The organism is Gordonia sp. 135 (assembly GCF_009720185.1).
Lineage (GTDB): Bacteria > Actinomycetota > Actinomycetes > Mycobacteriales > Mycobacteriaceae > Gordonia > Gordonia alkanivorans.
The window spans coordinates 2,725,402-2,739,201 of the sequence record NZ_CP046257.1; the positions used below are offsets into that span (position 1 = coordinate 2,725,402).

Below are 13,800 nucleotides of genomic sequence, written 5' to 3' on the forward strand. Positions count from 1 at the left end.
CGTCAAGTATCCCGAGATCAGGGGAGTCCGGCATCCCGGGGAAAGCGACGGGCGACGCGTATCACGCGTCGCCCGAGGTCCAGAGCAGAAACCAGCTCAGGAAAGTTTGATGTCGACGCCCACGCCGACGATGAAGATCACCCAGATGAGGCCGACGAAGATGGTCAACCGGTCGAGGTTGCGTTCGACGACGCTCGAACCCGACAGGCTGGACTGGACACCGCCGCCGAACAGGGACGACAGACCGCCACCCTTGCCGCGGTGCAGCAGGACGAGCACGATCAGCAGAACGCTGGTCACGATCAATCCGATGTCGAGTGCACCTTGCACAGTCACGAGTCGAAACGCCCTTCCGTAAACACCTGGAGAAACAGCTGTGGCAGGTGGTGCCGACGCAAATCGACACCAACCTGCCACAGTGTACGCGTGGGTGTGACCCGTCAGGGCAAGGGGCCACCCGCGGCGATCGCCGACAGCGTCGCGAACTCGTCGGACTTCAACGACGCGCCGCCGACGAGAGCTCCGTCGACGTCGGTCTGGCCGACGATGTCGCCGACGTTCTTGGCGTTCACCGAACCGCCGTAGAGGATGCGGACCGAGGCCGCGGTCTCCGCGTCGGCGATCTCCGCGAGGGTCTCGCGGATGGCCTTGCAGACCTCCTGGGCGTCGGCGGCACTGGCCACGCGACCGGTGCCGATGGCCCAGACCGGCTCGTAGGCGATGACGGTCTTGGCGATCTCGGCGGCCGACAGGCCCGCCAGCGAACCCTTGAGCTGCGCCACGTTGTACGCGACGTGCTCGCCGGCCTCGCGGATCTCGAGACCCTCGCCGATGCAGACGATCGGGGTGAGTTCGTGCTTGAGCGCGGCCTTGGTCTTGGCCAGCACGATCTCGTCGGTCTCACCGTGCAGGGTGCGTCGCTCCGAGTGGCCGACGACGACGAAGGTACAGCCGAGCTTCGCGAGGAAGGCGCCGCTGATCTCCCCGGTGTAGGCACCCGAGTCGTGCTGCGACAGATCCTGCGCACCGTAGGTGAGCAGCAGCTTGTCGCCGTCGACGACGGTCTGCACGCTGCGGATGTCGGTGAACGGCGGGATCACCGTCACGTCGACCTTGTCGAAGTACTTCGCCGGCAGGGCGAAGGCGATCTTCTGAACCAGCGCGATGGCCTCGAGGTGGTTCAGGTTCATCTTCCAGTTGCCCGCGATGAGCGGTTTACGAGTTGCCATGGCTCAGCTCTCCAGCACCTTCAGTCCGGGGAGTTCCTTGCCTTCGAGGTACTCCAGCGATGCGCCACCTCCGGTGGAGATGTGCGAGAAGTCCGAGTCGGGCAGACCCAGGGTCCGCACCGCGGCAGCCGAGTCGCCGCCACCGACCACGGTGAACGCACCGTTGCCGGTCGCACCGGCGATGGCCTCGGCGACACCGCGGGTGCCGGCCGAGAACTTCTCGAACTCGAAGACGCCGGACGGACCGTTCCAGAAGATCGTCTGGGCGCCCGAGAGGACCGCGGTGAATCGCTTCACCGACTCCGGTCCGATGTCGAGTCCCATCCAGCCGTCCGGGATGGCGTCGGCGGCGACGGTCTTCGCCTCCGCGTCGGCGGCGAACTTGTCGGCCACCACGACGTCGACCGGCAGGTGGATGACGTCGCCGAAGCGCTCGAGCAGGCTCTTGCAGACGTCGATTTGGTCTTCCTGCAGCAGCGAGGTGCCCACCGAATGGCCCTGTGCGGCCAGGAAGGTGAAGGCCATGCCGCCACCGATGACGAGCGTGTCGACCTTGGGAGCCAACGCCTCGATGACCCCGAGCTTGTCGGAGACCTTCGAGCCACCGAGGACGACCGCGTAGGGACGGGTCACCTCTTCGGTGAGCTTCGACAGGACGTCGACCTCGGCCGCCACCAGCTCTCCCGCGTAGTGCGGGAGCAGCTTGGCGACGTCGTAGACCGATGCCTGCTTGCGGTGGACCACTCCGAAGCCGTCCGAGACGAACGCGCCGTCCTCGCCGACGAGTTCGACGAGGGCCTTGGCCAGCCTCTCGCGCTCGGCGTCGTCCTTGGAGGTCTCCCGCGGATCGAAGCGGATGTTCTCCAGGAGCAGGACGTCACCGTCGGTGAGACCCTCGGCGCGGGCGAGCGCGTCGGTGCCGACGACGTCACCGGCGAGCTGCACGTTGCGACCGAGTTCTTCGCCGAGCCGCGCCGCGACGGGCGCGAGCGAGAACTTCGGATCCGGCTCGCCCTTCGGCCGACCCAGGTGGGCGGTGATGATCACCTTGGCGCCGGCGTCGATCAGCGCGTTGAGGGTGGGCAGCGAGGCGAGGATGCGACCCGGATCGGTGATCGTCGACCCGTCGAGCGGGACGTTGAAATCCGAACGGACCAGCACTCCGCGACCCGAAACACCCTCTTCCAGAAGGTTCTTCAGAGTGGGAACACCCATGAGGCGTTGACTCCTCTTTCGTTGTACGACGAGTGGACTAGAGAGACTTGCTGACGAGTCCGATGAGGTCGACGAGGCGGTTCGAGTAGCCCCACTCGTTGTCGTACCAGGACACGACCTTGGCCTGATCGTCGATGACCTTGGTCAGGCCGGCGTCGAACAGCGAGCTGTGCGGGTCGGTGACGATGTCGGAGGAGACGATCGGGGCGTCGTAGTACTTGAGGATGCCCTTGAGCGGACCCTCGGCGGCAGCCTTGAGCGCGGCGTTGATCTCCTCGGCGGTGGCCTGCTTGGCCAGCTGCGCGGTGAGGTCGGTGACCGAGCCGGTGGGGATCGGCACGCGCAGGGCGTAACCGTCGAGCTTGCCCTTCAGCTCCGGGAGGACCAGGCCGATGGCCTTGGCGGCACCGGTCGAGGTCGGCACGATGTTGATCGCGGCACCACGTGCGCGGCGCAGGTCCTTGTGCGGGCCGTCCTGCAGGTTCTGATCCTGGGTGTAGGCGTGGATCGTGGTCATGAGGCCCTTGACGATGCCGAACTCGTCGTTGAGGACCTTGGCCAGCGGGCCGAGGCAGTTCGTGGTGCACGAGGCGTTGGAGATGATGTTCTGGCTGCCGTCGTACTTGTCGTCGTTGACGCCCATGACGATGGTGATGTCCTCATCCGAGGCGGGGGCCGAGATGATGACCTTCTTGGCGCCGGCGTCCAGGTGGCCCTGGGCCTTGGCGCGTGCGGTGAAGATGCCGGTCGACTCGACGACGACGTCCACGCCCAGGTCGCCCCACGGGATGGCTGCGGGGCCTTCCTTGACCTCGAGCGCCTTGATCTTCTTGTCGCCCACCACGATGGTGTCGTCGCCTTCGAGGCTGACGTCTTCGGGCAGACGGCCGAGGATCGAGTCGAACTTCAGCAGGTGCGCGAGAGTCGCGTTGTCGGTGAGGTCGTTGACCGCGACGATCTCGATGTCAGTGGTGCCCAAAGCCTTTTGCGCTTCGACGGCACGGAAGAAGTTGCGGCCGATCCGGCCGAATCCGTTGACGCCTACCCGAACAGTCACAGTTGTGCTCCTTAGCGGTATTCATGGTCAGGCCTGTGGGTCAAGCCCTGCTGGCCGCGCCGTGAGCGGTCACCGATGGCACACAGGGGTGACCCCCGGTCCGCACACGTCGACTTCAGCCTAGTAGGCCGGGTTCGGTCCGGCACACCGCAGGTCCCTAGGCCTCGTCGAGCAGCTCTGAGGTGACCGCCGATTCGGTGTCCGGGATGCCGTCCTGGCGAGCTTTCTTGTCAGCCATCGACAACAGCCGGCGGATGCGTCCGGCGACGGCGTCCTTGGTCATCGGCGGGTCGGCGAGCTGGCCGAGCTCCTCCAGAGAGGCCTGCCGATGGGTGATGCGCAGCTGTCCGGCCGCGATGAGATGGTCGGGGACCTCGTCACCGAGGATCTCCAGGGCGCGTTCGACGCGGGCGGCCGCAGCCACTGCCGCGCGGGCCGAGCGCCGGAGGTTGGCGTCGTCGAAGTTGGCGAGGCGGTTCGCGGTCGCGCGCACCTCGCGGCGCATGCGGCGTTCCTCCCAGACCAGGCGGGTGTCGTGGGCGCCCATCCGGGTGAGCAGCGCGCCGATGGCCTCGCCGTCGCGGATGACGACGCGGTCGGCGCCGCGGACCTCGCGCGCCTTCGCGGTCACACCGAGGCGACGGGCGGCGCCGACGAGCGCCAACGCGGCCTCGGGTCCGGGGCAGCTGACCTCGAGCGCCGACGAGCGTCCTGGTTCGGTCAACGAACCGTGGGCGAGAAACGCACCGCGCCAAGCGGCTTCGGCGTCGGCGACGCTACCGCCGACCACCTGGGCCGGGAGGCCGCGCACCGGCCGGCCACGCAGATCGAGCAAGCCGGTCTGCCGGGCGAGTCCCTCGCCGTCCTTGGTGATGCGCACGATGTAGCGGGCCGACTTGCGCAGGCCGCCGCTTCGCAGGACGTGGACGTCGGAGCCGTAGCCGAACAGGTCGTGGATCTCGCGTCGTAGGCGCCGCGCGACATTGCCCATGTCGACCTCGGCCTCCACGACGACGCGGCCCGCCACGATGTGCAGGCCGCCGGCGAAACGCAGCAGGGCCGACACCTCGGCTCTCCGGCAACTCACCTGGGTCACCGTCAGGCGACTCAGCTCGTCTTTCACCGCTGCCGTCATCGCCACCGGTCCCTGTCCTCCTGTCAACTGCCCACACGTCCCTCGAGAAAACGCCGAATCATCGCCTGGGTCAGGCGTCGGCCCGGTCAGCGTAACGGTTCGATTCACCTTCGCACAGTTCGTTCACCACGGCGGCGACTTTCGCCGGGTCATGGACCTGGCGGCCGGGTACCGCGACATCGCCGACGTTCAGTTCGGCGCCGAAGAGTCCGGCCGCGCGCACGAGATGCTCGCGTTCGCGTCCGGCGGGCACCGACGACGCGTCGACCAGGACGTTGTCGACGCGGAAGGTGTCGGCGTGGGCGTGCAGGACGTGCAGATGCCGCTCCACCGAGAACCCCGGGGTCTCCCCCGGTTCGGGTGCGAGGTTGACCACCAGCACCTTGCGGGCGGCGGTGCGCTGCAACGCCTTGAGTTGCTCGGGCACCAGCACGTGCGGGATCACGCTGGAGAACCAGGAGCCGGGTCCGAGCATCACCAGATCGGCGGATTCGATTGCCCCGACGGCACTCTCGCAGGCGGGCGGTTCCTCGGGGATCAGCCGCACGCGACGCACCTTGCCGGGCGTCGTCGCCACCGCGACCTGTCCGCGGATCTCCCGGCTGATGCGCGGGTCCGCCTCGAGTCCTGACACGTCGGCCTCGATGTCGAGCGGGACGGTCGACATGGGCAGCACCTGCCCGACGATCCCGAACATCGACCGGAGTTCCTGCAGCGCGGCCACCGCGTCACCGAGGACCTCGGTGAGCCCCGCGAGCATCAGATTGCCGATGGGGTGTCCGGCGAGCGCGCCGCGACCGCCGAAGCGGTGCTGCAGCACCTCGGCCCACAGTTCGTGGCGTCGACGGGTGTCGGGGTCACCCGCGGTCTGGAAGTCCTCGAGCGCCTTGGGCGCGGACATCAACGCGGCCAGGGCCATTCGCAGGTCTCCCGGCGGGATGAGGCCGAGTTCGGCACGCAGGCGGCCCGACGATCCCCCGTCGTCGGCGACCGTCACCACCGCGGTGATGTCGGTACTCAGGTAACGCATCGCGGTCAGCGTCGCGTACAGGCCGTGGCCGCCACCCAGCGCGACGATCTTGGGGTCGACGATCTCCTGGGTCATTCGCGCCCCAGATCGCGGTGCATCACGCGCACGTCGTAGGTGGCCACGCCGGAGTCGTCGACGGCCTTGCGGAGACGCCGTGCGAGCTCCTCGGAGATGGCGACACTTCGATGTTTACCGCCGGTGCAGCCGACGCTGATCGTCATGTAGCGCTTACCTTCTCGCAGGTAGCCACGACCGACGATGGACACCAGGTCGGTGTACAGGTCGAGGAAGTCACCGGCGTCGGGCTGGCCGAGGACGTAGTCGCGGACCGGCGCCTCCTGCCCGTTGTGGTCGCGCAGCTCGTCGATCCAGTGGGGGTTGGGCAGGAACCGCACGTCGGCGACGAGATCGGAGTCGATGGGCAGTCCGTACTTGAAGCCGAAGGACTGCACCGCGATGCTCAGCCGCGGTTCGGTGTCTCCCGGCGACACACCCTCCACCACGGAGCGGAGCTTGGCCGCGGTCAGCGCCGAGGTCTCCACGACGAGGTCGGCGACGTTCTTGATCGGCGCCAGGATCGCGCGTTCCCGGGCGATGCCCTCGATGAGAGTTTCCTTGCCCTGCAACGGGTGTCGGCGACGCACCTGCTCGAAGCGACGGACCAGCGCCTCCTCGCTCGCGTCGAGGTACAGCAGCCGGGTACGAATCCCCGACTCCTCGAGGTTGTCCCGCAGCTGTTCGAGTTCGTGGGCGAGGTCGGGGCCGGATGCGCGCAACACCATCGCGAGACGGGTGATCGTCGGGTCGCTCTCCCGCACCATCCCGACCATCGTCGAGATCAGTGACGGCGGAACGTTGTCCGCGACGTACCAGCCGTCGTCCTCGAGCACGTTGGCCGCCGTGGAGCGGCCCGCGCCGGACATGCCGGTCACGAACAGGACGGTGAGTCCGTCCGGTACCCCGTCGTTCCGCACGCCTCCGGTCAACTGCTCGTCGTGTTCGGCCTCGGCCCGCTCACTCATCGACACCTCGTCCCGCGTCACCGGTCACCACCGTCATCTCCGCCTCGTTCACCGTCTCGGACACCACCGACTCCACCGACACCACCTCGGACTCCGGCCCCGCCTCCGCAACGGTGTCACCACCCAGTGCGCTCTGCACCGCACGCGCGGTGGTCAGACCGATCCCGGGCACCTGGGCGATCTCCTCCAAGGATGCCTCACGCAGGCGCGCGACCGACCCGAAGTGGGTCACCAGCGCGGTGCGTCGTGTCTTGCCGAGACCCGGGATGCCGTCGAGCGCCGACGCGGTCATCCGCTTGCTGCGCTTGCTGCGGTGGAAGGTGATGGCGAACCGGTGCGCCTCGTCGCGCACACGCTGCAGCAGGAACAGCGCCTGGCTGCTGCGCGGCAGGATCATCGGGTCGTCCTCACCGGGCACCCACACCTCCTCGAGGCGTTTGGCGAGTCCGATCACCGAGACGTCGGTGACACCGAGTTCGTCGAGAACCGCCGCCGCGGCATGCACCTGAGGCGCACCGCCGTCGACGACGAACAGATTGGGCGGGTACGCGAACTTCCGCGGCTGCGCAGAGGTCTGCGGTTCGGCGTCGACCTCCCCCGACTCGGGCGGCGGTGCGTCACGGTCGGCGCGATGCCGGAGGAAGCGGCGGCGGGTGACCTCCGCGATCGATGCGACGTCGTCGGAGTGGCCGTCGCCGGCGGCATGGCGGATCGCGTAGTGGCGGTAATCGGACTTGCGCGGCAGACCGTCCTCGAAGACGACGAGAGAAGCCACGACGTCGGTGCCCTGGACATGCGAGATGTCGACGCACTCGATGCGCAGCGGAGCCTGGTCGAGCATCAGGTTCTCCTGCAGCTCGGTGAGGGCGGCCGACCGGGTGGTGAGGTCACCGGCGCGCCGGAGCTTGTGCTGGGTGAGCGCCTCCCCCGCGTTCCGGGCGACGGTCTCGAACAGCGCCTTCTTGTCGCCGCGCTGCGGTACACGCAGGGTGACCCTGCTTCCCCGCAGTCCGCACAACCACTCCTCGAGTTCGGCTGCGTTGGCGGGCAATTCGGGGACCAGGACCTCGCGCGGGACCGACTCGCCGTGTGCACGGTCCTCGCCGACGTCGACGGTGGCGTCGAAATCGACCTGCGCACCGTAGAACTGGGTGATGAACTCGCCGATGACGTCGCCGTCGGTCCCGTTGTCACTGCGTTCGACGACCCACCCGCGCTGACCGCGGACGCGTCCGTCGCGCACGTGGAAGACCTGTACCGACACCTCGAGGTCGTCTCCGGCGATCGCGACGACGTCGGCGGTGGTGCCGTCGCCGAGAACCACGGCCTGCTTCTCCATGGCGCGTCGGAGGGCGCCGATGTCGTCGCGCAGGCGGGCCGCGCGTTCGAAATCGAGATCCTCGGCCGCAGCGGACATGTCACGTTCGAGCTTGCGGATCAGCAGGTCGGTGCGGCCGGCGAGGAAGTCGCAGAAGTCCTCGACGATCTCGCGGTGTTCCTCGGCGTCGACCCGGCCGATACAGGGCGCGGAGCACTTGTCGATGTAGCCGAGCAGACACGGCCGGTCGATCTGGCGGTGCCGCTTGAACACGCCCGCCGAGCAGGTGCGCGCCGGGAACACCCGCGTCAGCAGGTCGACGGTCTCGCGGATCGCCCACGCATGCGCGTACGGCCCGAAGTAGCGCACGCCACGGCGGCGGGGTCCGCGGTAGACGAACAGCCGCGGATACTCCTCGTTGAGGGTCACGGCGAGCATCGGGTAGCTCTTGTCGTCGCGATAGCGGACGTTGAACCGTGGATCGAATTCCTTGATCCAGTTGTATTCGAGCTGAAGTGCCTCGACCTCGGTGCCCACGACGGTCCACTCCACCGACGCCGCCGTCGTCACCATCTGACGGGTGCGCGGGTGCAGCGAGGCGATGTCGGCGAAGTACGACGTCAGACGCGACCGGAGGTTCTTGGCCTTGCCCACGTAGATGACACGACCGTGCTCGTCACGGAACTTGTACACCCCGGGATCGGTCGGGATGGTTCCGGGAGCAGGACGGTAGGTAGTCGGGTCGGCCACGTGTTCCAGGCTAGTTGGCGGGTCGGACGGTCCCGCGATAGCGCTCTTCGAGCTCGCGGAACCGGGCCATCGCCTCGACGGCCTGCGGACCGTCGTTCGCCTGCACAGCCAGCACGGTGATGTGTTCGTCGGACGGGAACAGCAGCCAGGCGCCGAAGCCTTTTTCCGGGTAGGTCAGTCCGAGTACCTGGTCCCAGGTGAAGAGTCGAGTGGGCACCAGGTTGCGCACCTCGACACCCTCGGCGCCCACCCGCAGCCGCGGACGGGTCAGCAGCAGGATGGCGCCGGTGAAGAGAACACCGATGAGGATGATCGCGACCTGGTCGGAGCTGCCGAGGTTGCGGACCCCGACGTCCTCGATCGTCAGCAGCAGCCCGAAGGTGATGTGGATGGCCATCACGATCACGGCCGCGACGATCGCCCAGCGGGGCAGCTTGCGCGGCCGATAGACCAGGTCCCATCGAGGGGAGGTCACGCCGATGCTCCTCCGACCGTGCTCGGCAGGGCCTCACCGCGTGCCAGCGCGCGTAGGGTCAGGGCCGACGCCAGTGCGGCGACGGTCGCCTGCGCGCCCTTGTCCTCGGTCGAACCGGGTAAGCCCGCGCGGGCGATGGCCTGCTCCTCGGTGAGCGTGGTCAGCACACCGTTGCCGACCGGGGTCGACTCGTCGAGCGAGACGCGGGTCAGACCCGCGGTCACCGCGTCGCACACGTAATCGAAATGCGGTGTCTCACCCTTGATCACGACGCCGAGCGCGACGACGGCGTCGTGGGTGCGGGCCAGCGCCTGCACGATGACCGGCAACTCGATGGCGCCCGCGACCTGCACGATGGTCGGCTCGGTGACACCGTTCTCGTGGGCCGCGCGGACCGCGCCGTCGAGCAGTGCGCCACAGATCTTCTCGTGCCACTGCGACGACACGATCGCCAGCCGGAGCTTGCCGGCATCGGCGAGTTCGAGGGTCGGTTCTCCGTGACCACTCATGCAGGGGCTCCTTCAGATGCGTCGTCGCCGGTATGTGCGTGATCGTCGAGACCCACGAGGTCGTGTCCCATCCGGTCGCGCTTGGTGCGAAGGTAGCGCAGGTTCTCGGCGTTGGCGCGCACCGGCATCGGCACCCGGTCGACGATGTGCAGGCCGTAACCGTCGAGACCGACGCGCTTGGCCGGGTTGTTGGTCAGCAGACGCATCGACGACACCCCGAGATCGACGAGGATCTGGGCGCCGAGACCGTAGTCGCGGGAGTCGGCGGGCAGACCCAGTTCCAGGTTTGCGTCGACGGTGTCGGCGCCGGCGTCCTGCAGCTGATAGGCCTGCAGCTTGTGCAGCAGGCCGATGCCGCGACCCTCATGGCCGCGCATGTACAGGATGATGCCGCGGCCTTCTTCGGCCACCATCTCCATCGCGGCGTCGAGCTGCGGACCGCAGTCGCAGCGCAGCGAGCCGAAGACGTCGCCGGTCAGGCACTCCGAGTGCACGCGGACGAGGACGTCGTGTCCGTCGTCGCTGGAGACGTCGCCCTTCACCAGGGCGACGTGCTCGACGTCGTCGTAGACGCTGGAGTAGCCGACTGCGCGGAAGTCGCCGTGACGGGTCGGAATCCGGGCATCGGCGACGCGAACGACATGCTTCTCGTGGCGACGACGCCACGCGATGAGGTCGGCGATCGAGATCATGGCGAGGTCGTGCTCGTCGGCGAAGACGCGCAGCTCGTCGGAGCGGGCCATCGAGCCCACGTCCTTCTGGCTGACGATCTCGCAGATGACGCCGGCCGGCGCGAGATCGGCGAGCCGGGCCAGGTCGACGGCGGCCTCGGTGTGGCCGGGACGACGCAGCACGCCGCCCTCCTTGGCGCGCAACGGGACGACGTGGCCGGGACGCGTGAAGTCACCGGCGGTGGCCTCCGGGTCGGCGAGCAGACGCATGGTGGTGGCGCGGTCCGAGGCGCTGATACCGGTGCCGATGCCCTCACGGGCGTCGACGGTCACGGTGTAGGCGGTGCCGTGCTTGTCCTGGTTCATCGAGTACATCGGGGGCAGACCGAGGCGGTCGCAGGCGTCGCCGTCGAGCGGGACGCACAGGTAGCCCGAGGTGTAGCGGACCATGAAGGCGACGAGCTCCGGGGTGGCCTTCTCGGCCGCGAAGATCAGGTCGCCCTCGTTCTCCCGGTCCTCGTCGTCGACCACGACGACCGCCTTGCCGGCGGCGATGTCGGCGATGGCCCGTTCGATCGAGTCGAGCCGGACTCGTTCGTCGGTGGTCGCGTCGTCACCATCACGCGGCGATTCGCTCATCAGAACCTCACTCGTTGTGCTCATTTCGCCCGCTGTCCTCATTTCGTCCCGGTGACATCAAGCGCAGGGACATGTTGGGTGTTTCCGAGGTGCAGACGTTCGACGTACTTCGCGATCACGTCGACCTCGAGGTTGACCACGGTGCCGGGCTTGGTGGCACCGAGGTTGGTCTCGTTGAGGGTGGTGGGGATCAGGGAGATCTCGAACCACGAGTCGTCACCCGATCCGCCGACGGACGAGACGGTCAGCGACACACCGTCGACGGTGATCGAACCCTTCTCGACGAGGTACCGGGTGAGCTTCGCCGGCACGCCGATGCGCACGACGGTCCAGTTCTCCGAGGGGCTCACGGACAGGACGCGACCGGTCCCGTCGACGTGGCCCTGCACGATGTGGCCGCCGAAACGCCCGTTCGCGGGCATGGCGCGTTCGAGATTGACGGTGCTGCCCGCGGCGAGGTCGGACAGGGAGCTGCGACGAAGCGTCTCGCCCATCACGTCGACGGTGAACTCGCCCGGTCGGAGGTCGACGACGGTCAGACACACGCCGTTGACCGCGATGGAGTCGCCGTGGCCGGCATCGGCGGTGACGATGGGTCCCCGCACGGTGAAGCGGGCTGCATCAGAGAGATCCTCGCGGTCGGCGATGACGCCGAGTTCCTCCACGATTCCGGTGAACACGCACTCCTCCTGCTCGCTCGGAGCAGACAGGGCGGCACTGTGTCGCCTGTTCTCTCGCATCCGGACTATGACCGTCGGCTTCGGATTCTCACCGAATCTGCTGTCCCTGTCTTCCGACAGGCGCTCGCGGGCTGGAAGGTGCATGTCCGTAGCACCCTCATCACCGCCGGTGGGGAATCTCACCCCGCCCCGAGAACTGGTGGTATCGACGCTAGCACGACGCGAGAACGGAGTCGCATTGGAATTTCGCTGAGCGAAACAGATCGCCGCCGGTGTGTCGTGCATCTCGCCCCGCTCAGTCCTGCGCCGATGCCCGCGATGAGCGGTCGAGTGCGATCAAGATGTCACTTCCGAGCGTCGTGACCTCGCGGGTTTCGAACCGTCTGGCGTCGTCCAGAGTGGTGACTCCCGGGATCTCGACGGAACTGCGTCCGGCGCCCAGGACCATCGGCGCGACGTAGGCGTGGACCTCGTCGACGAGGTCGGCGGCGAAGAAGGCGCCGAGGATGTGCGGGCCGCCCTCCACCAGGACCCAGAGCGCGTCGGGCAGGGCGGAGAGGACGTCGGCCGGGTGGTGGGAGTCGACGCAGACCAGCGGTCCTCCGGTGTCGCCGCGGACGTTGGCATCGGCAGGCAGGTCGCGGTGCCCGAGCACCACACGTGCCGGCTGGTGCGGGTACAGCCCGCCATCGGCGGTGCGGGCGGTGAGGGTCGGGTTGTCGGCGAGGGCCGTGCCGGTGCCGATGACGATGGCGTCGAGGCGTGAGCGCTGCTGGTGGGCGTGGTCGCGGGCCGCCGGCCCGGTGATCCACTGGCTGGTGCCGTCGGGTGCGACGATCCGGCCGTCGATGCCCGCCGCGATCTTGGCGGTGACCATCGGCCGCCCGAGCCGCTGACGGGTGAGCCACGGACGCAGCGGACCGTTCTCCACGGCGTCGACCGCGACTCCCCCGGTCACCCGGATGCCGGCGGCCCGAAGAGTGTCGGCGCCACCCGCGGCGACGGGGTTGGGATCGCTGACCGCGTAGTGGACCTCGACGACGCCGGCCTCGATGAGCGCCTGCGAGCACGGCCCGGTGCGTCCGGTGTGGTTGCAGGGTTCGAGCGTGACGATCGCGGTACCGCCCCGCGCGGCTTCACCCGCTGCGCGCAAGGCCATGACCTCGGCGTGCGGGCCGCCCGGCGGTTGGGTCGCGCCGACACCGGCGACGGTGCCGTCGGCGGTCAGGATCACCGCTCCGACAGGCGGATTGGGCGAGCTGACACCCATGGCCGCAAACGACGCCTCGACGGCGCGGTCCATGGCGGCGACGATGTCCATGTGGCGGGTCAGATGTCGCTGTGGGCGCGTGCGGTCGCGGCGGACTCCCGCAGGGCGGCGACGGCCTGGCCGGGGTCGGCGGCACCGTAGACGGCCGATCCGGCGACGAAGCAGTCGATTCCCGCCTCGGCGGCCTCTTCGATCGTGTCGGCGTTGATGCCACCGTCGATCTCGACGAGCAGCGTCAGGTCCTCGGCGTCGATGAACTTCCGGATGGCGCGGGCCTTCTCGAGGACCTCGGGCATGAACTTCTGGCCACCGAAGCCCGGCTCGACGCTCATGATCAGCAGGGTGTCGAAGTCGCGGAGGATCTCCAGGTAGGGCTCGAGCGCGGTGCCCGGCTTGATCGACAGACCGGCCTTCGCGCCGGCAGCACGGATGTCGCGGGCCACGGCGATCGGATTGTCGGTGGCCTCCGCATGGAACGTGACGTTGTGGGCGCCGGCCTCGGCGTACGGCGGCGCCCAGCGGTCGGGGTTGTCGATCATCAGGTGACAGTCGAGCGGGATGTCGGTCGCCTTCAGCAGGCTCTCCACAATCGGCAGACCCAGCGTCAGGTTCGGCACGAAGTGGTTGTCCATGACGTCGACGTGCAGCCAGTCGGCGCGGGTGGCACCGGGCTTGGCAACAGCAGCCGCCTCGTCGGCGAGATTCGCGAAGTCCGCGGACAAGATGGACGGGGCGATCATCGGCGCGTTACCAGCGGTGCACATGGTGGACAAGTGTAGGGCGAGAGGGTCGGTGCCGAC

Annotated in this window: 14 protein-coding genes and 1 riboswitch; all 14 genes read right to left on the bottom strand. The window is 68.3% G+C overall.

Going from position 1 to position 13,800, the window contains the following annotated elements:
- Positions 1-96 precede the first annotated feature (96 nt).
- Positions 97-330: a preprotein translocase subunit SecG gene (gene secG, locus GKZ92_RS12230; RefSeq protein ID WP_006357231.1), complete on the bottom strand. Its 234-nt coding sequence runs from the start codon at positions 328-330 to the stop codon at positions 97-99.
- 110 nt (positions 331-440) lie between these two features.
- Entirely contained in the window at positions 441-1,229 is a 789-nt protein-coding gene (gene tpiA, locus GKZ92_RS23740) for a triose-phosphate isomerase (RefSeq protein WP_005194872.1), read from the bottom strand.
- A 3-nt stretch (positions 1,230-1,232) separates the two neighbouring features.
- Positions 1,233-2,444 carry a phosphoglycerate kinase gene (locus GKZ92_RS23745; protein ID WP_035751518.1) on the bottom strand — a complete coding sequence of 404 codons (1,212 nt, stop codon included), beginning with the start codon at positions 2,442-2,444 and terminating at the stop codon, positions 1,233-1,235.
- A 37-nt stretch (positions 2,445-2,481) separates the two neighbouring features.
- Complete coding sequence (gap, locus tag GKZ92_RS12245; protein ID WP_006357228.1) at positions 2,482-3,501, bottom strand: type I glyceraldehyde-3-phosphate dehydrogenase; 1,020 nt, start codon at positions 3,499-3,501, stop codon at positions 2,482-2,484.
- A gap of 157 nt (positions 3,502-3,658) precedes the next feature.
- Positions 3,659-4,636: a DNA-binding protein WhiA gene (gene whiA / locus GKZ92_RS12250; RefSeq protein ID WP_006357227.1), complete on the bottom strand. Its 978-nt coding sequence runs from the start codon at positions 4,634-4,636 to the stop codon at positions 3,659-3,661.
- Between the two features lie 70 nt (positions 4,637-4,706).
- Complete coding sequence (locus GKZ92_RS12255) at positions 4,707-5,741, bottom strand: gluconeogenesis factor YvcK family protein (protein WP_006357226.1); 1,035 nt, start codon at positions 5,739-5,741, stop codon at positions 4,707-4,709.
- Positions 5,738-6,688: an RNase adapter RapZ gene (gene rapZ, locus GKZ92_RS12260; RefSeq protein WP_196222000.1), complete on the bottom strand. Its 951-nt coding sequence runs from the start codon at positions 6,686-6,688 to the stop codon at positions 5,738-5,740. Before rapZ ends, GKZ92_RS12255 begins: the two co-directional genes overlap by 4 nt.
- Positions 6,681-8,756 (bottom strand): excinuclease ABC subunit UvrC, encoded by a 2,076-nt coding sequence (gene uvrC / locus GKZ92_RS12265; RefSeq protein WP_035751514.1) that lies wholly within the window; start codon positions 8,754-8,756, stop codon positions 6,681-6,683. The genes rapZ and uvrC overlap by 8 nt, the downstream gene beginning before the upstream one ends.
- Before the next feature lie 10 nt (positions 8,757-8,766).
- Complete coding sequence (locus GKZ92_RS12270) at positions 8,767-9,231, bottom strand: PH domain-containing protein (protein WP_006357223.1); 465 nt, start codon at positions 9,229-9,231, stop codon at positions 8,767-8,769.
- Positions 9,228-9,740 (bottom strand): 6,7-dimethyl-8-ribityllumazine synthase, encoded by a 513-nt coding sequence (gene ribH, locus GKZ92_RS12275; protein WP_006357222.1) that lies wholly within the window; start codon positions 9,738-9,740, stop codon positions 9,228-9,230. Before ribH ends, GKZ92_RS12270 begins: the two co-directional genes overlap by 4 nt.
- Positions 9,737-11,050, bottom strand: coding sequence for a bifunctional 3,4-dihydroxy-2-butanone-4-phosphate synthase/GTP cyclohydrolase II (locus GKZ92_RS12280; RefSeq protein WP_042378034.1), 1,314 nt, complete (start codon positions 11,048-11,050; stop codon positions 9,737-9,739). The genes ribH and GKZ92_RS12280 overlap by 4 nt, the downstream gene beginning before the upstream one ends.
- 38 nt (positions 11,051-11,088) lie before the next feature.
- Positions 11,089-11,730 carry a riboflavin synthase gene (locus GKZ92_RS12285; protein WP_035751692.1) on the bottom strand — a complete coding sequence of 214 codons (642 nt, stop codon included), beginning with the start codon at positions 11,728-11,730 and terminating at the stop codon, positions 11,089-11,091.
- Between the two features lie 44 nt (positions 11,731-11,774).
- Positions 11,775-11,931: riboswitch (FMN riboswitch) on the bottom strand.
- Positions 11,932-12,025: 94 nt separating this feature from the next.
- Complete coding sequence (ribD, locus tag GKZ92_RS12290) at positions 12,026-13,051, bottom strand: bifunctional diaminohydroxyphosphoribosylaminopyrimidine deaminase/5-amino-6-(5-phosphoribosylamino)uracil reductase RibD (protein WP_035751513.1); 1,026 nt, start codon at positions 13,049-13,051, stop codon at positions 12,026-12,028.
- A gap of 8 nt (positions 13,052-13,059) precedes the next feature.
- The gene (rpe, locus tag GKZ92_RS12295) at positions 13,060-13,764 is read right to left on the bottom strand and encodes a ribulose-phosphate 3-epimerase (RefSeq protein ID WP_035751691.1); all 705 of its coding nucleotides are present in this window, start codon (positions 13,762-13,764) and stop codon (positions 13,060-13,062) included.
- Positions 13,765-13,800 lie beyond the last annotated feature (36 nt).

Coding starts and splice junctions, on each gene's coding strand:
- ribH (WP_006357222.1), bottom strand. CDS start 9,740: ATGAGTGGTCACGGAGAACCGACCCTCGAACTCGCCGATGCCGGCAAG.
- rpe (WP_035751691.1), bottom strand. CDS start 13,764: ATGTGCACCGCTGGTAACGCGCCGATGATCGCCCCGTCCATCTTGTCC.
- GKZ92_RS12255 (WP_006357226.1), bottom strand. CDS start 5,741: ATGACCCAGGAGATCGTCGACCCCAAGATCGTCGCGCTGGGTGGCGGC.
- GKZ92_RS12280 (WP_042378034.1), bottom strand. CDS start 11,050: ATGAGCGAATCGCCGCGTGATGGTGACGACGCGACCACCGACGAACGA.
- rapZ (WP_196222000.1), bottom strand. CDS start 6,688: ATGAGTGAGCGGGCCGAGGCCGAACACGACGAGCAGTTGACCGGAGGC.
- tpiA (WP_005194872.1), bottom strand. CDS start 1,229: ATGGCAACTCGTAAACCGCTCATCGCGGGCAACTGGAAGATGAACCTG.
- ribD (WP_035751513.1), bottom strand. CDS start 13,051: ATGGACATCGTCGCCGCCATGGACCGCGCCGTCGAGGCGTCGTTTGCG.
- whiA (WP_006357227.1), bottom strand. CDS start 4,636: ATGACGGCAGCGGTGAAAGACGAGCTGAGTCGCCTGACGGTGACCCAG.
- GKZ92_RS23745 (WP_035751518.1), bottom strand. CDS start 2,444: ATGGGTGTTCCCACTCTGAAGAACCTTCTGGAAGAGGGTGTTTCGGGT.